Annotated in this window: 22 protein-coding genes and 3 pseudogenes; 12 read left to right on the top strand and 13 right to left on the bottom strand. The window is 67.3% G+C overall.

From position 1 onward, the window contains the following. Positions 1-7: 7 nt before the first annotated feature. The 3 genes and pseudogenes from C2L59_RS13570 to C2L59_RS13580 all read right to left on the bottom strand — a co-directional run bounded on the left by C2L59_RS13570 (position 8) and on the right by C2L59_RS13580 (position 2,026). A complete protein-coding gene (locus tag C2L59_RS13570) occupies positions 8-196 on the bottom strand; it encodes a hypothetical protein (protein ID WP_146060369.1) in 189 nt (62 codons plus the stop codon). Between the two features lie 45 nt (positions 197-241). Next, a pseudogene (gene istB / locus C2L59_RS13575) lies at positions 242-1,077 on the bottom strand (IS21-like element helper ATPase IstB). Positions 1,078-1,624: 547 nt separating this feature from the next. Continuing rightward, entirely contained in the window at positions 1,625-2,026 is a 402-nt protein-coding gene (locus C2L59_RS13580) for an STAS domain-containing protein (protein WP_103349856.1), read from the bottom strand. Positions 2,027-2,327: 301 nt separating this feature from the next. On the opposite strand from C2L59_RS13580, the gene C2L59_RS13585 reads away from it, so the two are divergent. The 3 genes from C2L59_RS13585 (at position 2,328) to C2L59_RS47075 (ending at position 3,704) form a co-directional block, all read left to right on the top strand. Further along, positions 2,328-2,720: an STAS domain-containing protein gene (locus C2L59_RS13585; protein ID WP_158263075.1), complete on the top strand. Its 393-nt coding sequence runs from the start codon at positions 2,328-2,330 to the stop codon at positions 2,718-2,720. Continuing rightward, positions 2,717-3,178 carry an ATP-binding protein gene (locus C2L59_RS13590; protein ID WP_103349858.1) on the top strand — a complete coding sequence of 154 codons (462 nt, stop codon included), beginning with the start codon at positions 2,717-2,719 and terminating at the stop codon, positions 3,176-3,178. Before C2L59_RS13585 ends, C2L59_RS13590 begins: the two co-directional genes overlap by 4 nt. Before the next feature lie 322 nt (positions 3,179-3,500). Continuing rightward, positions 3,501-3,704: a hypothetical protein gene (locus C2L59_RS47075; RefSeq protein WP_146060370.1), complete on the top strand. Its 204-nt coding sequence runs from the start codon at positions 3,501-3,503 to the stop codon at positions 3,702-3,704. Between the two features lie 259 nt (positions 3,705-3,963). Here the strand turns inward: C2L59_RS47075 and C2L59_RS13600 are convergent, their stop codons facing one another. From C2L59_RS13600 to C2L59_RS13610, 5 genes are all read right to left on the bottom strand, one after another. Next, positions 3,964-4,290 (bottom strand): ANTAR domain-containing protein, encoded by a 327-nt coding sequence (locus C2L59_RS13600; protein ID WP_103349860.1) that lies wholly within the window; start codon positions 4,288-4,290, stop codon positions 3,964-3,966. A 476-nt stretch (positions 4,291-4,766) separates the two neighbouring features. Further along, on the bottom strand, positions 4,767-4,895 hold the full coding sequence (locus tag C2L59_RS49830) for a hypothetical protein (RefSeq protein ID WP_255410257.1): 129 nt from the start codon (positions 4,893-4,895) through the stop codon (positions 4,767-4,769). After that, entirely contained in the window at positions 4,868-5,149 is a 282-nt protein-coding gene (locus C2L59_RS50350; RefSeq protein WP_370444737.1) for an STAS domain-containing protein, read from the bottom strand. Before C2L59_RS50350 ends, C2L59_RS49830 begins: the two co-directional genes overlap by 28 nt. A gap of 193 nt (positions 5,150-5,342) precedes the next feature. Continuing rightward, positions 5,343-5,765 carry an STAS domain-containing protein gene (locus C2L59_RS13605; protein WP_103349861.1) on the bottom strand — a complete coding sequence of 141 codons (423 nt, stop codon included), beginning with the start codon at positions 5,763-5,765 and terminating at the stop codon, positions 5,343-5,345. A 277-nt stretch (positions 5,766-6,042) separates the two neighbouring features. After that, on the bottom strand, positions 6,043-6,444 hold the full coding sequence (locus C2L59_RS13610) for an ANTAR domain-containing protein (protein ID WP_233223473.1): 402 nt from the start codon (positions 6,442-6,444) through the stop codon (positions 6,043-6,045). 511 nt (positions 6,445-6,955) lie between these two features. Between C2L59_RS13610 and C2L59_RS50355 the strand changes: the two are divergent. The 4 genes and pseudogenes from C2L59_RS50355 to C2L59_RS13625 form a co-directional block, all read left to right on the top strand. After that, a pseudogene (locus C2L59_RS50355) lies at positions 6,956-7,177 on the top strand (IS5/IS1182 family transposase); the annotation flags it as partial. Between the two features lie 36 nt (positions 7,178-7,213). Then, positions 7,214-7,492 carry a hypothetical protein gene (locus tag C2L59_RS47080; protein ID WP_146060371.1) on the top strand — a complete coding sequence of 93 codons (279 nt, stop codon included), beginning with the start codon at positions 7,214-7,216 and terminating at the stop codon, positions 7,490-7,492. A 1,755-nt stretch (positions 7,493-9,247) separates the two neighbouring features. Beyond that, complete coding sequence (locus tag C2L59_RS13620; protein ID WP_370444738.1) at positions 9,248-9,607, top strand: transposase family protein; 360 nt, start codon at positions 9,248-9,250, stop codon at positions 9,605-9,607. 376 nt (positions 9,608-9,983) lie between these two features. After that, a pseudogene (locus C2L59_RS13625) lies at positions 9,984-10,205 on the top strand (transposase); the annotation flags it as partial. 299 nt (positions 10,206-10,504) lie between these two features. Here C2L59_RS13625 and C2L59_RS13630 read toward each other — a convergent pair. The 4 genes from C2L59_RS13630 to C2L59_RS13645 form a co-directional block, all read right to left on the bottom strand. After that, positions 10,505-11,494, bottom strand: coding sequence for an ABC transporter substrate-binding protein (locus C2L59_RS13630; RefSeq protein ID WP_233223474.1), 990 nt, complete (start codon positions 11,492-11,494; stop codon positions 10,505-10,507). A 42-nt stretch (positions 11,495-11,536) separates the two neighbouring features. Further along, entirely contained in the window at positions 11,537-12,238 is a 702-nt protein-coding gene (locus C2L59_RS47085; RefSeq protein WP_146060372.1) for an MFS transporter, read from the bottom strand. Between the two features lie 303 nt (positions 12,239-12,541). Beyond that, positions 12,542-12,763, bottom strand: coding sequence for a hypothetical protein (locus tag C2L59_RS13640; protein ID WP_103349864.1), 222 nt, complete (start codon positions 12,761-12,763; stop codon positions 12,542-12,544). Positions 12,764-13,259: 496 nt separating this feature from the next. Then, the gene (locus tag C2L59_RS13645) at positions 13,260-14,015 is read right to left on the bottom strand and encodes a trypsin-like serine protease (RefSeq protein WP_103349865.1); all 756 of its coding nucleotides are present in this window, start codon (positions 14,013-14,015) and stop codon (positions 13,260-13,262) included. 309 nt (positions 14,016-14,324) lie between these two features. Here C2L59_RS13645 and C2L59_RS13650 point away from each other — a divergent pair, with 309 nt between their 5' ends. Then, complete coding sequence (locus C2L59_RS13650; RefSeq protein WP_233223475.1) at positions 14,325-15,170, top strand: hypothetical protein; 846 nt, start codon at positions 14,325-14,327, stop codon at positions 15,168-15,170. A 600-nt stretch (positions 15,171-15,770) separates the two neighbouring features. Then, positions 15,771-16,178 carry a YbaB/EbfC family nucleoid-associated protein gene (locus tag C2L59_RS13655; RefSeq protein WP_158263076.1) on the top strand — a complete coding sequence of 136 codons (408 nt, stop codon included), beginning with the start codon at positions 15,771-15,773 and terminating at the stop codon, positions 16,176-16,178. A gap of 1 nt (position 16,179) precedes the next feature. Here C2L59_RS13655 and C2L59_RS13660 read toward each other — a convergent pair whose 3' ends face one another. Further along, on the bottom strand, positions 16,180-16,620 hold the full coding sequence (locus C2L59_RS13660; protein WP_370444739.1) for a hypothetical protein: 441 nt from the start codon (positions 16,618-16,620) through the stop codon (positions 16,180-16,182). A 154-nt stretch (positions 16,621-16,774) separates the two neighbouring features. Between C2L59_RS13660 and C2L59_RS13665 the strand changes: the two genes are divergently transcribed. The 3 genes from C2L59_RS13665 to C2L59_RS13675 all read left to right on the top strand — a co-directional run bounded on the left by C2L59_RS13665 (position 16,775) and on the right by C2L59_RS13675 (position 19,147). Beyond that, positions 16,775-17,191, top strand: coding sequence for a hypothetical protein (locus tag C2L59_RS13665; RefSeq protein WP_103349868.1), 417 nt, complete (start codon positions 16,775-16,777; stop codon positions 17,189-17,191). Between the two features lie 163 nt (positions 17,192-17,354). Next, positions 17,355-18,131, top strand: coding sequence for a class I SAM-dependent methyltransferase (locus C2L59_RS13670; RefSeq protein WP_103349869.1), 777 nt, complete (start codon positions 17,355-17,357; stop codon positions 18,129-18,131). Between the two features lie 311 nt (positions 18,132-18,442). Continuing rightward, entirely contained in the window at positions 18,443-19,147 is a 705-nt protein-coding gene (locus C2L59_RS13675) for a hypothetical protein (protein ID WP_199199058.1), read from the top strand. The last annotated feature ends 42 nt before the right edge of the window (positions 19,148-19,189 follow it).

The raw sequence follows: 19,189 nt of genomic DNA on the forward strand, positions 1-19,189 counted from the left end.
GGTGCGTTCAGCTTTCCCGGACGCTGGCGGTTCGGAGGCCGAGCGAGGACTCGAGCGTGGTGAAGACGCGACCGTCGGCGAGCTGGAATTCGATGTAGTCGGGCTCGTGGAAGGTGGTCACCGTGGCTGGGGTGCCTTCGGCTAGGTCGAGCTCGGGTTCGTCATCAAGGAACACGACCTGGTCGCCTACGTTCATGCCTGTCATGATGCCAGCCGAGAACGGCGATCGGCGAGCTGGTAGTCAGCTGGCCCGGCTGGTGCGGCGGCGTTTGGTGGTGCGCAGCCGGAACGACTCGGTGCCGGTCTCGATGATCGAGGCGTCGAACGTCAAGCGATCGACGATCGCGGCGCAGAGCCGCGGGTCGGTGAAGATGCGCTTCCACTCGCTGAACGCGGAGTTGCTCGCGATCGCGATGCTGGGGCGTTCCTCCGCTCGGTGAAAACCTGGAACAGCAGCTCCGCACCGCGCCGGTCCAGCTCGAGATAGCCGAGTTCATCCAAGCAGAGCAGGTCGACGCGGCCGTAGCGGGCGATGGTCTTGGACAGGTGCTTGTCCTCGGCCCCTTCGACGAGCTCGTTGACCAGCGCGGTAGCGGTGACGTAACGGACCTTGAACCCGGCCTCCGCCGCGGCGGTGCCCAGCCCGATCAGCAGGTGGGACTTGCCGGTGCCGGAGTTCCCGATCAGGCAGACCGGCTGCCCGGCGCGGATCCAGGCGCCCTTGGCCAGGGTGTGGACCAGCGCGGGCGGGACGTTCGGGTTCGCAGCGAAGTCGAAGTCCTCGATGCGTCTCGTGCGCGGGAAGCCGACTTGCTTGACCAGGCGGGCTTTGCGGCGGACCTCGCGGTCTTCGCACTCGATGAACAGCAGCTCGGACAAAAAGGTCTTGTAGGTGGCCTGCTGGCGGGCCGCGGCGGCGGCCTGGTCGCCGAAGCGGTCGCGGATGGTCGGCAGCCGCAGGATTTGGCAGGCCTGCTCGATGGCGGCGTCGGCGGCTTCCTCGGTGATCTGGTCCCGGCCGCGGCTGGTGGTGCACCGTGCTCCGCATGCTGCGCGATCACGACCAGCGCACTGCAGCGGCCGGAAACGGTCTCCGGGTAACGGCGCGGCGACGAGCTAGGGCTTTCGCGCCGATGACGGGCTCAGGGCGCGAAGCCGGCACTGTCGGGGCTGGCCTGGTTCGACGTGGTTGCCTGTGCCGCGGGGGCGCCAGCCGGGACTGTCGGGGCCGGTGCGCAGCCGGATGGCGGTGAGCTCGGCCGAGCGTTGTTCGGCCGACTCGGCATCCGGCAGGTCCAGCACCTTGGCGATCGTCCGCCAGTCCCACCCCTGCCGGCGCGCTTGCTTGATAAACACCAGTTCCGACTGATCGACCAGGTATCGTTGCCGTGCGATCAGTTGGCTTTGGCTTGCAGCTGCGGCGGAAGTAGGCTGTGGTCCCGTAGCCAATCGTCGAGCACCACGTCACGATCCGTCATGGCTGCTCATTTTAACAGCGCCGATGGCTGGCTGACGTTCTTGATCACGGTAGGACACGAACCCGAGGCACACCGTCAACGCGGAGTCTGGAGGAAGAATCGGCCAGGACTAATTCGTCGTGGACAAACGTCGGCCAGAGTTGCGCTCAGCGCAGGCGGGCCAGCAGCGACAGCCACTGCTCGACGTCGGCGCGGTCGGGGTGGATCGGCAGGTTCCGGTCCAGGTTCAGCAACCGGACCGGGCGCAGCACGGGACGACTGGCGGCGACGATGGCGCACGGGATCCCGGCGTCGTGGGCGGTGGTGACGGCGTGCAGCAGCACCGCCAGGCCGCCGCAGGAACAGAACTCGACGCACGCGAGGTCGATGATCAGCGCAGCGGGCTGCAGCTGCAGTTCCTCGGTCAGCCGGGCCTGCAGCCGATCGATAACGGTGAGGTCGAGCTCGCCGGCCACGGCGACGGTGGTGTGCTCGGCGGTGGTGGTGACGATGACCTCGGCGCCGCTGTACGGCGTGGAGCAGGGTGTTGGGTCGGTAGCGTCGCGCATCGGCAGCTCCTCGATGCTGGTGGCGTCGATCCGCCGCCAGCGCTCCGTCGCGCCCGTGCCGGGGCGCGACGGACGGTAAGGCAGGGGTAGCGGCTGGACGTTTCAACCGCGACGTCCGTCAACATTGCCGGACGCGACAGCTACCTGCCCCGCCGCGGAACCACTCAAACGAATGAAGGCTGCTCGGTCGGATGCACGTGTTTCGCCCGCCCGGGTGAGGGGTATAGGAGTGCGAATGCTGCAGCGGGCCTGCCCTATTAGGTGGCACGCGCGGGAAGGGACCCCCAGTGACGTCACGGCGATGACCGATAGTTTCACCGGCGAGCTGGCCCCAGCTCAGGATGCCGTGCGAGTCCGGCTGCACAGCACCGAGGATCTCGCGGGCGCGCTGGTGCTGGAGGTGGCCGGGCAGATTGATCTGCTCACGTCCGGGCAGCTGGCCGACGCGGTCACCGCCGCGCTGCCCCGCCGGCCGCCGGTGCTGGTGATCAACCTGAGCGCGGTCACGTTCCTCGACTCCACCGGCCTGTCCGTGCTGGCCCAGGCCCACGCCGCCACCACCGGCACTGCGGTGCGGGTGGTGGCCATCGAGGACGGCATGCCCCGGCGCGCGATGACGCTGACCGGGATGGATCAGCTGCTGCCGGTGTTCGCCACCCCCGCGGCCGCGCTCGCTGCGGACTCTCTCCGATGACCCTCATGGTCAACGATCCCGCCGCCCAGAGCGGCGCAGAAAACGCGGACGTCGCGTGCGTGGCGGACCTGCAGCACCGGGCGGTGCCCGCCGAGCCCGCCCAGCTGAGCGTGGTGCGGGATCAGGTGGCCACGTGGGCCGCCGGCACCGGCCTGCCGCCCGCGCGCGTGCAGGATCTGCTGCTGGCGGTGTATGAGGCGATGGCCAACGCCGTGGTGCACGCCTACCCCGGCGGTCCGGGCACGTTCGGCTTGCACGCGACCAGCCGCGGCGACACGGTCACCGTGACCGTCACCGACCATGGTCAATGGCAGCCCGTTCCGCGCTCGGGCTTGCTGGGCGGACGCGGTCTGCCGCTGATCCATTGCCTGGCCGATCAGGCCGCGATCGAGACGAGTGACGCGGGCACGACGGTGTCGATGACCTGGACTCAGCCTCGGCTCTCACCGCAGGGGTGAGCCGCACCGATCTGGGTAGCACCCGCCGGGCCCTGGTGATCACCATCCGGCTACGACGGTGGCGGCACCGGTAATCAGCGCGACCGTCAGCCCGATTTACCAGGCAGGAGGGAAACACCACGTTTTCTGATCACGGAAGCGCACCGCCAATGGCCGAATCGCCGCGGCGGGTGACTTTGCGAGCCCAGCACCGTAGCGTCACTCTCGACAGTCCCGCTTTCTTCCACGTCGGTGACGGTGAAGCCATAACGGGCCTCGATGCCGGGCGTGGACAGCGCCAGCTGGACTACGCAGGCTCCTGCTGACCCGCTTGTGTGGCACCGTGCCGGACACCGCAGTCTGGCTGCCGATGGGCGAACAGCCTACCTTCGCCGATGATGAAGCCCTGATCGCCGCGCTGCGCGACGCCCTGCACTGGGCGGGCCATCAGCACGGTCCCGGTCCTGACTTCGGTGCCGGTGCCGGCGCTGGTGCCGGTGACGACGGCGGCGGCGACCTGGGGTGGCTGCCCGAGCCGCCCTGGTGACCCTCCGGCGTCGGCGATCCGGTGGCGGGAACGACGACAGCGGCGGTGCTCGAGGCCGAAATGTCCGCTCCGCCGGTGGCGCTCATCGCCCACCATGTCGAGGTTGAAGGCGTTCGCTTGACCAGCGACGTGCATGCCGGCGATGACGGCGTCAGACGGCAGACAGAGTACGGTGGCCGGGGCTGTCTGTTCAACCGACCGGCCACCTGCTGTCGCTCTACCCGGGCTGGTCGCGATCACGCACCTGGTCGACGCCGGGTTACAGGTCGCGGCGGTGCTCGACCAGCCACGCGGCGACCTGGTGCAGCTTCATGTTCGCGTGCTGGGAGGAGTCCACCGGCATCCGGAACGCCTGTACGGGGTCCAGGTCGTGGCGTTGCATGAGAATGCCTGTGGCCATGCCGATGGTGTCGCGGTGTTCGACCAGCGAGATCCCGGCTTCCTCAGCGCCCTCGAGGTGGTCGGCGGCGGCCTCGATGATCGCGGCGAGGGTGGAGGAGACGTCGGGTTCGGCCTGCAGCGCACGCGCGATGTCGCCCAGCGCCTCGCCAAGCCGGTGAGCCGCGCAGGCGTGAGGCTGGTTCATGGCGCCTCCTCGATTGCCGTGACGCGGCTGAGCGTCTCCGCCGGTCTGGAGTGCATCCTGTCCGTCACGCGGAGGCGTGCACGGCGATGTCCGGATCCCGACGAAAGTCGGACGGACACGGTTGAGTCCCCGGTCCGGCTGGGTAGGTTAATCGTGAACGGGGTCTAGGCATCCCGCTCGGGGACAGGCGGCGGCCTGCCGGGATGACCAGCCTCACCGTCGGGGTGGTGGAGACAGCACGGTCACTTCGGCAGGCCGCCGTCGCGCGATCCGCTCTGGAACCCTGAATCGCACATCCACCGATCCACCTCCGGCTTGGCCGACCCACGCGGTGAGCTGGCGGCGAAGCTGACTCAGCAGCGGCGGCGTCGCGCTAACCCTAGGCAGGCCAAGCCCCGACCGGCGCTGACGGAGCCGGATCCAGGTCACCAGCGGCGGCACCGGTCTCCGTCACCAGGTCCCCTCGGATGTGAAGATCACTGGCTGCCGCCGGACGGGCTCGCGTCACCGTGCTCCGAAGGCGGCTCGGCTGGATGCCCGCCCGAGAGGGCTCCGGCGAGCGTGGCGAACACCGGCATCAGCCGGTCGGCGCCGGTGATGGCCATCGGCTGCGCGGCAACCGAGGTCGCCGTGACCCGGACCGTGGTCGCGGGGCCGGCCGTATTCTGCAGGTTGCATAGGACCGCCAGGCCGGCCGAGGAAAGAAGGTCACCGCGGTCAAGTCGACGATCAGCACGGCGGGCGCTTCGGCCAGCGCAGCCGTGACCGCGTCGTTCAGCTCGGGTGCGGTGACGAGGTCGACCTCGCCGCCGACACTGAGTACCAGCGCGGTCTCGACCTGCCGCAGCGACACCGACACCGCGGACGAGAAGCAGCGGGAAAGGCACTTGCCTCCGGTTCCAGGAAAGGCACTGACACATCATGCCCCGCCACCGCCCCTCGGTCTCTGCGCAGCCCCGTTCGGCGCCCTACAATCAGGGCCAACTTGTCGAGGTCGCGAGATGACGACACGGGAGTCGATGAGCCGCGAGGGGCGTGTGAGCCAGTGGGGTTCAGCCGGCGTTCAGATCGGTCAGCTGGGGCAGCAAGGCCAGCCATGCCACGGCGTCGGCCGTGCTTTGGTGAAGCGGCAGGACCTGCTCTAAGCCGGGGGCGGTGATCGGCCGCAGCAGCGCCTGCTGCCGGCCGACGACCGCAAACGGCACTCCGGCGACCTCAGCATCAGCGAGGGCGTCGAGCAGTACCGTCACCCCGCGTGCGGCGCAGAAGGTGACCGCTGAGGCGTCCAGCACCAGCGCCTGGGGCCGCAGATCAATTTCCTGCCCGAGCAGGGCAGCCAGGTCGCCGGTGACCGTGAGGTCCAAGTCGCCGACCGCAGTGACCACGCTCGTCTCGGCGGTCCTGGTCACCGTGAACGACGCCTCCGGTGAGTACTTCCATCGGCGCCGCGGCCGGGGGACGAACTCGGAAGACACGATCAGGGCCTCCTTGGACCAACCGTGAGGCCGAACCACCGGTGCACGAGTCGAGCCCCTCACGCCCCGTTCGGGGCAAGCGAGTTCACGGACGCGACGGCTACCGGTCTGAACCGCCGCACCACGAGGGTACAACCGAGCAACAAACGCTGCAGCTTCACCACGAACCTGTCACCCTATGAACCGGACGAAAGCGGCGGGACGATATCGCGGGGCTCCGTCACCGGCAGCACCCCCACACCGATCCGTCCGCGCGCGGCGCGGGAACGATTGCTGTTCAGCCGAACACCGCGTCCAATCCCCGCCGCCGGGTCTCGTCCAGCACCACCGTGATCGACTGCTGGTCCAGGCCGGCCAATCCGCCGGGCTGCTCAGCGCGACTGGCGGCCGCGACGATGACCGCGGCGACGTCTTTCACGTTCACGTTCACGTTGGCGTGCTGCGATATTTCTCGCAGGACGACGAAGGCTTCATCAGAGGTGCAGGCCCGCACCAGCATGATCATTCCCTTCGCCTGCTCGATCACCGGCTGCGTCGCCAGCGCTTCCTTCAGCTGCTCCACCTCGAAGGCGGGATCGCCCAGTCCTCTCCATGACGTCACGACCAAATTCCACACCACCCCACCACCCAGGCCGACACCGGGGACAGCAAGCGCGCAGGTGAAGCGAACGGCCGTCACGCGGCCGCCCGGCGGAGTTGCTGTGGCCACAGGAGCACACGAGCGTCCGTGCCGTGCCCCAACGGGGGGCGTGACAGCGAAGCGCTGCGCAAGCGATGCATCGCGCCGGAAGGGTGTATGAGTCTTAGCTTCGGGTAAACGCGACATCGCGGCTGGGTAAGCAGTCAGCCAACCGTGCCGCCGCGCTGCCCCGAGTGCAGCAATCCTCGGGACAGCGCGGTGCTTCGCGATCTCCGGGCAGATCCGCCGAGAGCAGAACGGCCCTCGAACCACTGAGCACCGCGTGGCATTCGTCATATATGGCAAAGGAGGCTCCCATGTGGACTCGCCAGCGTCCTGGGAGTCGTGTGAGAACTCGCTTGGAGGTGCCAACTATCGCCTGTCGGCAGTGTTGACAACCGTCGCCATGCGTCCCAAGCTCTGCGGTGACGATAGTACGTCTGTTCGACTAAGGTATGTCTCGTAATCCGGTGCCGGGCGGGCGGGACCGGTAGTCGATCATGTTGGTGTGGTGCAGGTGATCACAGCGTTGCGGCCGGGGTGGATTGCCCCGTTCACCGGGCTGGAACCGGGCCAGTTCCGCAAGCTCGTGCGGCTGGTCGCCAAGCGCGGCGGGGACGAGATCGCGGACGGCCGGCCCGGTCGGCAGTGAGCATTGCCGCTGGCCGATCGCGTGTCGCTGGTCGCGACGTACTGGCGGACGAACCAGTCTACTTTATCCGACGTCGCCCCTACTCCAGCCGAGACCGTCGACCAAGGATCAGCGGACGTGCCGCGCCGCGACCTGCTGAAGAGTGCGGGCGTCCTGGCGGTTTCGGCCGCAAGTGCCGGACTGCTGGCCAACGCGCCATGGCAACGTCTGATGGACTCGGTCGAAAACGATCGCCCCGTCGATATGGCGACAATTCAGCTCACGCAGGACCGAACGGCGGACTTCCACGACAATGAGCACACAGTTCCGGCGCGCCAGTTGCTTGACGGCTTATTGCGCCACCGCGCCGTAATCAGCCTTGCTCGCCAATGCGCGAACGGATGCGACCCGCAATGAACTCGTGCGCACGTTCGGCGAAACCGAAGCGCTCGTCGGATGGCTGCATTTCGATTTTAGCTGCCGAATTTGGCTCTATGGGATCAAGGCGCCGCCTGCGGCGGCGCGCAGTAATCGCCTCCCGTGCGGCGGGCTCCGCCCCATGGCGGACCGGCCTGCCGCTCCGCTCCGGCCGGCCGCCGGGCGAGCCCGCCGAGCGGTCGCGATCCGTGCGCGCGTCGCCGCCGCACCTGTAGTCCTGAGACCACATCGACCGCGTCAACGCGTGGCACCCGGACCGTTCCACCGCATACCCGCTCACACTCGTCCCCGTGAGCGCTCAGCGCGGCCAGCAGCTCCCGTGTACTACCCCGGCACACGTCCTTCACCGACATCCGGGTGCCACGCGCTACGCACGCTACGCAACAACGCCCCGGGCCGGCCACCCCCGCAGCACGAACGCGTGACGCCCGATCTGATCGCCGACGACGATGCTTGTCAGGAACCACCGCCGTCGCTGTGCCGATGCACACAGCCACCCAGCATCACACCGGACGCCACGCCCGCCCACGATAACCAGCCAGTCCCGCGAATCTCAGGCCCAAACGGTGCAAAGGGCACGGCGTCGAACTCGGTCTCAAGCATCCAGGCGGCTTCAAACCTGGCTACGCGGACCGGGCCGACGCCGCGCCCGCCCAGAATGCCCCAACCCGCACCGGACCACACTCACGAACGCCACCCCTTCACCCGGCAGGTGAAACAACCCACGCCCGAGCGAGCGCCACCGGCAGAACAAGACACGACACCCCGAAACGGTGCGCAGGCGTGACGCTCAGCCGACTTGTCAGCAGACCTGAGGCCATCAACGGTCGACACCCCTTGAACGAAGAAGCAGCTCCTCCCTCCGCCTAGGCACCCCGACCGAGCGCCACGCGACTACTGACCTACCCCCGCGAGCCTGCCGCTCATCCGCCCCGCCGCCACCGCTCGCAACGCACGGACGGCCCCGGCGTGGCACCCCACCGAGCAGAAGGCGTGACGCCCGACTCCGGCGGCGTCATCTCGGGGGGAGGGAAGACCACGCCACCGTCACCACGCCTACTGTGCGACCGCCGAGCGCCACGCCCCCACAGCCTAACCCCGCGCCGGCCCCCCTCCACATTACAGACAGGCGGCATCTCGCCCCGGCCCGGACGGTCATGCACCCCCGCACGCTACGGCTGACCACGCTGAAAAGCGACGCGACCGAACGAGCGCGACCCCCCCCGTCACCCAGCCTCCAAAAGCCGCAGGCTGGCGCCCCGACCATCGGCGCCGATACACGAGGCAGCTGTTTAACCCGGCCACCGGGGACCACAGACGGAGCGCCACGCGCCACCGGCATGACCCCATCCCGGCCCGATAAACCACCACCACGCCAACGATCCGATGGCGGACCATTCCTCGCACGCGATCCTTCAACACCGGGGCGGCGGCATCAAGGGCGCCTGACGGCGTCGCTGCGCGATGAGCTGCGCTCACCCTTGACACCACCACCCCGGCGCTAGCCAGCGGCAGAGGCGAGGAAGACGGGGCAGACAGCCCACCACCTCAAGCCCCGAGGGAGCCGACCGTGACGATCAAGCCGCCCAGCCGCCAACCCAGCCCCAACCAGACACCTCTTTCAGCCACTATGAGATGACCCGCTGGACCGAGCAGGCGCGGGCCGCCAGGCCGTCTCCGGGCCGTCACACGTCCAGCCCGGACCGGACCCAACCGGCTCCACTCGGCCGAAAGATGCAGGTCAGGCCCTGTCTGGCCGCGAAATCCTCCCAGCTCGGGAAACGCCGCCTGAAGTCCTACCGCTACTCGACCAACGTGCAGGTCGCGATCGACGTCGAGACCCGGCTGGTGATCGCCACTGGAGATCCGCGGCCGGGCAACCGCAACGACTGCACCGTGTACCGCGACTCGGGCATCGCCGGACAGCTCGCCGGTCGGCCGGTAATGGCCGATGGTGGCTATGAAGGTAATCCTGAGGTGGTTATGCCGTATCGCAACCCGGTGACGGCAGCAAGTTGCCAGACGGGAAGGAAGACCTCAACGCGACCCACCGCACGGTCCGGGCTCGCGTCGAGCACGTGCTGTCCCGGATGAAGAACTTCATGATCCTCCGCGACTACCGCCGTGTCGGCGAGCACGCTCGCCGACACGGTGTCCGGCATCGCGATTCTGCACAACATCTCCTCAACGCCTGACCGCAACACCAGCCCCACCAACCACAACGACAGGTACGAGACATCCCTTAGCAGCGGCTGTTGCTCGCGCGCCGTGCACTCGGCAAGACTGAGGCTGATCTGGACGAGCTCAACGAGGACTTGAGCAGGTGGCAAACGACGGGACTGTAAAACGAGCGGTGTAACTCCCGATCATGAAAGTGCACTTGATGACCGACGTGATGTCCAGCGTGGAGAACGCTGAAGACTCGAAGCCCGAGACCGGGCCGGACGGCCTGGACGAGCAGCTCGTCACAGAGCTGGTGAGCCGCGCGAAGGCTGGCGGGTTGGCGCTGACCGGCGAGGGCGGCGTGCTAGCGCAGCTGACCAAGTGGATGCTGGAGTCCGCGCTCGAGGGCGAGATCACCGACCACCTCGGCTATGACAAGCACGACCCAGCCGGCCGCGAAACCGGTAACTCACGCAACGGCACCCACGCCAAGACCGTGCTCACCGACGTCGGCCCGGTCCAGATCGACGGTAGTTCCCTTCAACCCCGAGTTACACCGCTCGTTTGACAGACCCCAAACGCACCACATGGGCATGCGCCGTCGCGACCGCCGAGGGCGGCAAGGATCAAGGAAGTGCGGTGGGGTGCCCGCCTAGACGAGCTGCGGATCGGGTTAGGTCGTACCTCACTTACAAAAAGCCTCGTCACCAAACCGGGTCGGTTATCAGAGAGAAACGCGGTCGAATCTGACAGACAAAACGAAGGTGGCAACGGCCCACGATGGGGATGGGATCGTGGGCCGTTGCCCGGGGATTTCGGCGGAGTCGGTCAGCCGGTGGTCTGCGGGACGATCATGCGGCTGGCGTCGATGGCGGACGGAATGATGCCGAGTTTGAGCAGCGTGTCCGGCACTCGCTGGAGACGTCGGGCATCGAGATTGGCGCCGTAACCCGGGAGCTCCATCAGGGCCGCGGTGGTCTCGGTGACCTTGGCGTACTTCACGACCAGGCGTTCGACGAGACCACGGTCGTTGAGGGCGGCGCGAGTGCCCTTGATGATGGCCCGCTGGAATGCCGCGATTGTTTTGGGGTTGGCCTGCGCCCACTTCGCGGTGGTGGCGTAGCCGGTGAGCGGGAAGTTCCGGGTGCTGCCGCTGCCGATGTCGACGATTGGGATGGCGCCGACCTTCTGGGCGGCGTCAGTGACGAACGGCTCCGGCATGTACGCAGCGTCGACCTGCCCCTGTTGCAGGGCTGCGGCCATGTTCGGCAGCGGCACCGGTACCCACGTGACCTTGGACGTATCGAGGCCGCGGTCCCGCATCACCGACTGCGTGAGGACGTCCGAGGCTGCGTTCTTGCTGGTGATCGCGATCTTTCTGCCGGGCAGGTCTTCGACGTGCTTCACCGGCGAGTTCGGGGCCGTGATGATTTTGTTGCTCTTCGGGCTGGCGACCGTCGCGTCGGCGAGCAGCCGGAAGTCAGCAGAGCGTGAGCTTTGGGCCTTGAACAGCAATGTCCACGTGGTCAGAGCGATGTTGGCGGCGCCGGAGATGACCTTCGTCATCGTCTCGGCGCTGGACTGTGCGACATCGAACTTGACGTTGAGGCCTTCGGCGGTGAAGTAGCCGGCGTCCTGGGTGGCCCAGAGCGGCACCAAGTCGACCGAGCTGATGATCGACACCGTAAGCCCGGAGGCATCCAGCACACTGCCGGCGACCGGGTCGGGGTCGGATCCGCCGAGCGCGCTGCAGCTGGAGACCAGGGCCAGCTCGACCGCCGCGGTCGTGATGAGGGCGATGAGTTTTAGGTAGCGCACGCGTGCTCCTTCGAAGGTGGCGGGGAGGGGACGAACCGGTGGTTAGGCGTGGGCGCGCGGACTGGTGCCGAAGTCCGTGCGTAAGGCGTCGTCGTCGACGAGCAGTCGGCCGGAGGCGTGGACGATCCAGTCCCCGGCGCCGAGCGTCAGTTCGGGCTCGGGCTGGCGGGGCTGACGGATGGTCGCGGTGTCGCCGTCGACGGTGATCGCGGTAGGTGTGCGGAGAACGGCTTGGGCGTCCAGCTGTTCGACCCAGTCGCGGGCGACCTCGAGCACAGCGGGGCCGTTGTTGCGGGCCCCTTCGACCGTCTGCCCCGCCTTACGCTCGCCGTCCGCGTGGACGGTCCAGTAGAGGTCGATTTCGGTCATCGGGGGACCTCCGGGAAGGTCGGGGCGGCGCGGAGGTGCCGATGGACGACAGAGGAAAGTGCGGCGGTGGTGTCGGGGTCGCTGTGGGCGCGCTAGGTCGACCAGGGCGAGGACGCCGAGGCCGATACCGAGCAGTCCGGTCCACAGCCACGTCACGCTGGTGCGGGCGATCAGCAGGCCGGTGACGCCGGTAATGCTGGTTCCGGCGAACCCGACGGCGAGCGGGGTGTGCGGGACACGACGGGTGAGATACGGGACCGCAAGCGACACCGGGGCGCCTAGCACCATGACCGCGGCAAAGTGATGTTCGGCCTCGGCTGGGGTGAGGCCAGCAGCGTGCAGGATCGCCGGTATTTGTCCCCTGAGCACGAACATCACAGCCGACAGTAGTCCGAAATGGACTGTCACTATGGTGACTGTGTCGCGGGGAACCAGACCTCGCGGACTGACTCGCGCCGCTCGCGCAGGACCGGCGGGGGTGGTGAGGTGGCGGCTGCTCCTGATCCAGATGACGAGCGCGACGGCGGCAAGGATCGCCCAGCAGCCGAGCCCGAATTGCCACGCCAGGCCGGTCGGGGGGAGCACTGCACCGAGCGCGGATGCAGCGCCGAGGCAGGCGGTGTAGCAGGCTGTGGAGCCTGGCGTCGCTGTGCGGATCCCTAGACGGGCTCGCATCCGTCACGCGGTCGCGCCGCCGATCGCGAAGCACCAGGTCGGCAAGGCGACCAGCGTGGCAGTCAGGGCCGGAGACAGCCCATCTGCGGTCTCGATACGGGTCAGCAGCGCTCCCATGCTGGTGAGGGTGGGCCTCAGGTTGAGCGCGAGGACGGCGACAGCGAGGCCAGCGACGACCGGCCTGACGATCGCGGCGCGGTAGACGTGGCGGTGGTCGCGCCACACCGCCGGGGTCTTCCAGCAGCATGTTGGCCAGCCGCGTCCGGGTCGGGCACAGCACCGGCTAGGCGCACTCGCGGCACCAGGAAGGCATCCCGTGCTCCTTGTTCGAAGCACAGACATCCTCCCACCGCAATCCCCGCATGCAGTCGAAACTGACAGATACAGACATGGCAATCACGAGGGCGTGCGGTCACACCAGGCCGACAGAACCAGCCGGTCCGTGGTCATGTCAACGTCTCGGCCATTCGCGGATATCGTGGGCGAGCGTGTCGCTCGCCTTAACCATCGTCTGCTTGAGGCCCTTCATGGCGCGGGAAATGCGCATCGATCAGCCGGTGTCGCGAAGGTGGCGGCGGATCTCGACCATTATGGTTGGCGCGGCGAAGGACCGGAGGTCGGCGCCTCGGTCAATGTGGTAGCGGTCGACCGCGTGGATCAGGCATCGGCCGGCGCAGGGGGTGGGCACGGTCTATTGCCTACCCCTGCGCCGGTCATCGGATCAGACGCCGGAAATTTGGCGGATCCAGTCGCGACCGGCGCTCACCGACGCGTAGTCGCACACGTTGGATCGGTCACTGGTGGAGCTGACGCCGACCTGGATGCCGTTGGCGATCATGGGGCCGCCCGAGTCGCCGCCGGCGGGGCCGCCGTCGAGGTAATTCGCCTGGATCGACGGGCCGCCGTAGGTGTCGTTGGAGTTGACACTGGAGATTCTGACGTTGGCCTTCTTCAGCCCGGGGGACTGGTGCTGCCCCTCATCGTAGGGCACGGTCGAGCCCCAGCCGTAGACCGTGACGGTGTTGCCCACCCGGGCATCGGACCTGCTGTTCGCCAGCCTCGAGTACGTGCTACCGCCGGTGGCATTGAGCTCGAGCAGCGCGAGATCGCCCCCGACGTAGAAGTAGGTCGAAGCGGCCTTGACGTGCCGGCCTCCGTTGGCCTGATTCGATCCGACGTACAGGTCGATGTCCTGCATTTTGTTGCCGTCGTTGTCGAACAGGCAATGCTTGGCGGTCAAGACCCAGCGTGAGGCGATCAGTGTGCTGGTGCAGTAGTAGGTGTAGTCGCCGGAATGCCCGTTGAATCGGGTGATATAGCCGGGGTTCTGGGCGGTGCTTCCGTCGATGATCGAGGGCTGGTTGCCTGTGGGCGCAGGCGACGCTTGCGCGGGTGCGCCCGCGAGTGCAGTCAACGCTGCGCTGGCGATGGCCACCAGAATGGCGGCTCGGACAAACCGTCCACGGTATTTTTGCATGATTGCTCCTTGAATGACTCTGGGCAAAAGGCCGCAGGCCCGGGTCAACTCATCCGGTGGGGGACTGGAGAAAGATAAGATGCGTGCCCGGCGACGTGATCCACTAAAAGTACGGTCTCCTTCAACAGGAAAAAGTCAATACCAAAGTAGGTGTCATCGTTCAACGCGGCATGGTATAAACTCGCCCACGAGGTAAACGATTCCGTTACGCGAATGTGGGAACCAGTGAAGTTTCATTCACGAAGTCTCGATCTCCGTGACCGGCTGACTGACGCCCTTGCTCATGGCCCTTTCAGTCAGGCGCTGACTATGGCCATCGACCTCAGCGGCCTTGGTCTGGCCCGCGTGAAGGACCGCCTGGACACCGCGGGAGCCTCTGTCAGCGTCACCACGCTGAGCTACTGGCGCTCCGGGCGCGCCGTTCCCACTCGCCGCGAGTCCCGCCGTGCGGTCGAACTCCTCGAGACCGTTCTCGGCTTGCCCGCTCGATCACTAACCGATCTGCTGGACCGCAGCGATGCTCGTCGGGTCGACCTGCCGGGCCGGGTCCTCGGCCAGGAACGCCTTTGGGGTACCCGTAGCCGGGTAGCCCCCTTCCTGGCTACCCTGGGTGACCAGAACATATCCCTGCCCGTCCTCGATCTGCGTGAGTCGTTAGAGGTGGACGCCGACCGCTTCCAGCGACGTCACCGTATCCGCGAGGTCGTGCGCGCCACTGCCGACCTGGTCTGCACGAAACTGATCACAACAATGGGCACGCCGGGTCGGCCTCCTAAACTGATCGGTACCCGCTACTGTGAGCCGGGTCGAGTAGAGACGCTGCCAGAAGAGGGTTTCAGGATTATCGAACTGGCCCTCCCTCGGCCGTTGAGCCGAGGAGAGACGGCGATCCTGGAGTACGAACTCGAATACGACGACGAGCGGCCGAACATGTCTTGCAATCGCCTATTTCGTCATGCGGTCCACACGCATTTACTCGAAATCACTTTCGCGCCGGAAGCCCAGCCGTTGGCCTGTCGCTCATACCGGCTCGCGGTGGTGAATGCCCCAGAAATCGACGTGACACCGCTTACCCACGCCCCCGGGGCCCCGTTTCACGTGTACTCGACCGAAGTATCCGCGGGCGTCCGCGGTGTCGGCTGGGAATGGCCCTAACCGGAAATTGCGCACTCGACGATGTTCCCGGCAAGCCGGTCGAAACAGTCCGTAAAATGGCCAGCATGGTCTATAGACTCGCTACGCCGAACCGAAATGTGCCATGCCGAGCCCAGCGACGATCTACAAGCTGCTCGACCAGGTTTTGGCCCGCGCAGGCCTGGCCACTGCAGACGGTGAGCCATTGCACTACCGGCCGCACGACTTCCGACCCATGTTCGCCACCGAGGCCGTGACCGGCAGATTGCCCGTCCACATAGTCGCTCGGCTGGTTGGGACGAACCTCGGCACTACGCAGGCACGCGTGGCGATTTCGATGAAAAGCTGGTCCGGTCCTACCGGGCGTTCCTGGATTAACGTCGAGCCGTTCGCTCCAAAGCTGAATATCGGGAGCCTACCGAGGAGGAGTGGCGGGAGTTCCAGCAGGGAGCCGAGTTCCAGTCCGCGTTCCACTGGCGCCTGCTCGACCAAGGCATCGGGATTCGCACGGGGTGCAGTTGCGTCCCGTACAGCGCACAGTAAAGTGCCGATTGGGGCACGTTCCGTCACATCGGCGGGACCTGGAGTAGGGGGATGGATGCGTGGCTTTGTGATGCCGTCATGACTGCACCCAGGCGCGATGTGCAATTGATGCAGCAGCAGGCGGGCGAGCTGGACGCGCGGCTGGCCGTTGCCCGGCACGCCGCCGGCTCGGGGGACCGGATGGTCACCGCCGTGGTCACGGGCCAAGGGAAGCTGCTCGGCCTGCGGATCGAGGACCGTGCGCTGCATGGCGCGCATGGTCAACGGCTCGGTCTGAGCATCGTCGAAGCCGTCCACGCTGCTCGCGCTGCTGCCAACGCCACAGCGCTTCCGCAGCTGAACGCCCTCTTCGGCGAACCACCGCCACCGATCACTCCGGCCGCATTCTGCAAGTGGGCGTCCGCTCGGTGTGCGGCTTCGTTGCTTATGCGAGCCCAGATGGAAGCGTCATCAGCGCCGGTGGCGCTTCGGTGTTGGAACCGGTGACCTATGACCGGCTGAGGTCGATGAGTTGGTCGACCGCATGGTGCTGGAGTCGACCGACGCGGAGATCGGCTTGGTCGCCGAAGTTGCTCGTCGTGGTGAGGGCAGCTGGGCAATAGGTGATCGGTGTCGAGGCAGTGGGTTGGTCGCGGCCGCGCAGGGAGTAGGGGGCGATGGTGGTCCTGGCCGGGTTGTTTGGGACCAGTCGATGAACACCCGGCCGGTGCGCTGGTTCTTCGCCATGACCGCGGTGACCGACTCGGGTGTTTCGCGGGCCAAGCTGCTGTGCCAGCCTCTTGGCGTAGGCCGACGGCGCCGCCGGATCGTCGATGTCGATGCCGCTGTACAGCTGCATTCCCTTGGCACCGGAAGTTTTCGCGTAGGCGGTGAGCCCGTCTGCGACGAGGACGTCGCGGAGCCGCTCGGCAACTCGGCAGCAGTCCATGATCGAGGTCCCCGGCCCTTCACCGGACTAGCCATCGAGGTGCCAGTTCCCAGCTTGGGCGGCCGTGCCGCACGAGCGGTCATCCTCGCTCGTTGCCGCCCTCCCAGCTCGGCGGCCTGATCTGTGTCGAACGCGCAACACGCGGCATGAGCGGATGTTCGCCATCTTGTTGGGCGGCTGTGGGCGGCCGATCGTTACTGTGGGCGGTGTGGAGCGCCGTATCGACCTCAGCAACCTCGATCTGGATCGGGCGGCTGCGATGGTGGCCGCTCGGTGCGCCGGCTGGCGTGAGCGCGGTTTTGTGACGGCTGAGCTGACCTGGATGGACAACGACGCCTCGTGGCCGGCACCGCTTCTGCAGGACCGCGGCCAGGCGGGTCGGCCGAAGTCGTTGGGCGTGCGGGTGCACGGAGACGCGGGGGAGGCGGAGTTCGTCCTGTACGCCGGTGGCTGGGCGGACGTGCTCGTCCTGCATCCGGGCATCGACGAGCTGGCCAGCGAGTATGTCGAGTTGAACGATGTCGAGGAGTTCGGGTCGGTGTTAGACCGTATCGTCGGGCTTCTTGTTTGAACCGTCTGAGCGCGAGTTCGGTCATCGGAAGCCACGAGGTTCGCGGGACAAACGCTACGGCGGCTTCTTGAGGGTTCACTCCAGCAGTTCCGCACCCGATCTACCACTGGCCGAGCCTTCGTGCACCCATTCCGGCGAGAGGGCAATGTGAGATGGTCGTAAGGTGACGAGGAGTGCTGGGGAGTTCGACAGCTGGTACGAGGATCGGACCGGGTCGCCGGTTGCTGATGAGCTCGTGCAGCGGACGCTGGGGCTTCCATCGGATCTGCAGTCCACGAGCCTGCTGGGCGGAGCCGGGCTCGATGAGGTTGTGACGGCGCTCGATCTGCGGGCTGAGCGAGTTCTGGTCGATTTGGCGTGCGGGCGCGGCGGGTACGGTCTGGAGATCGCGCGACGCAGCGGTTGCCGGGTGGTCGGGATAGACTTTTCTGAGGTCGCGATCAAACAGGCCCGGCGCCGGACCGAGGAGTTGCGGCTGGCGGATCGGGCTGACTTCCAGGTCGGTGAGCTGATCGCCACGAAGTTGAGCGCGGCGTCGGTCGACGCGGTCCTCGTCGTCGACTCCCTCCAGTTCGCCGATCCGCTGCCAGACGCATTGCAGGAGTGTCGTCGAATCGTTCGCCCCGGCGGACGGGTGGTTCTCACGTGCTGGGAACCCGTCGACGCGGACGACGAGCGGCTGTCGCCGCGACTGCGGCAGATGGATCTGGGCCGGCAGTTGCCTCGCGCCGGGTTCGTGGATGTCGAGGTCAACGACAAATCGGCCTGGCGTCTGGCCGAGCACGCGCTGTGGCGAGAAGTCCTCACCCTCGAGGCGGGCGACGACCCGGCACTGCGGTCGATGCAGGAAGAGGCACAACGAATGCTGGCGATCTTCGACGGGTTGCGCCGGGTACTGGCTACAGCACGCGCACCCCGCACAGCCTCGTCGCCACCGTAGTCAGCCGTATCCGCTCGTCGGCATTTCCGGACGTTCGAGTGCAGTCGCCGTGATCGTCCGCGGCGGATCCGCCGGCGGAATTTCAGTCGAGGTGTGGTCGCCCCGGTGCGGCGGTGGTCTCGCCCTCGGTTCCGATGCGGTGCAGGACCGTTCCGGTGGCGACGTCCAGGATCTCTATCAGGTGGGCCGAGCGCTGCGCCGGGGGCGAAACGTCTCACAATATTAGAACACGTGTTCGATAAGTTCGGGTTTGCTCGCGGCTTCGCCTCGTGGGCGTCTCTGGTGCGTGTTCGTGGTGCTGGAGGTGCGTGGTGGCGGTGCCGGAAGCGGTGGCTGGGCTCGCGGCGACACCCGGTGTCCGCACGGCCGCGCAACTCGGCGAGCCAACTCCGGATGCCCCGCCGTCTGCCGGCTCCCTACCGGTGTCGCCGGCGCTCGCCGGGCTGATGTCGGGTGGCTTGCGGCGCGGCAGCGCGGTGACCGTCCGCGGCTCGACCGCACTGGTCTTGGCACTGCTGGCCGAAGCCACACGGGGCGGATCGTGGGCGGCAATCACCGGCATGCCCGCGGTAGGGGTGGCCGCGGCTGCGGAGCTGGGCGTCGAGCTGGAGCGGCTTGCTCTTGTGCCGGATTCCGGGGCCGAGCTGGTCGCGGTCGTGTCGGCGTTGATCGACGGGTTCGACCTGGTGGTGCTCGGGCCGGCCGTGGCGCACGGGATCCAGCCGCCGCTCGCGCGGCGGCTGGCCGGACGGGTCCGCAACCGGGGCGCGGTCCTGCTCACCACCGGCCCGTGGCCCGGCGCCGACCTCGAGCTCAGTGTCTCGAGACGCCGGTGGCGCGGCCTCGCCGACGATGGCTTCGGCCACCTGAAGGCTCGTGAGGTCGTCGCGACCAGCCGTGGTCGAGGCGCGGCAGTTCGCCCGCGCACCGCCGCGCTGCAACTTCCCGGGCCCGGCGGCATGGTTGCTGCTGCAGAAGCGTCGGCTGGCCGCGGGCTGACCGAGGTCGCCGGATGATTCGCCGGCCACGGCAGCTACACGCGAAGGGGCTGCAAACGT

Origin of the sequence: Amycolatopsis sp. CA-128772, assembly GCF_002904295.1 — a bacterium.
GTDB lineage: Bacteria > Actinomycetota > Actinomycetes > Mycobacteriales > Pseudonocardiaceae > Amycolatopsis.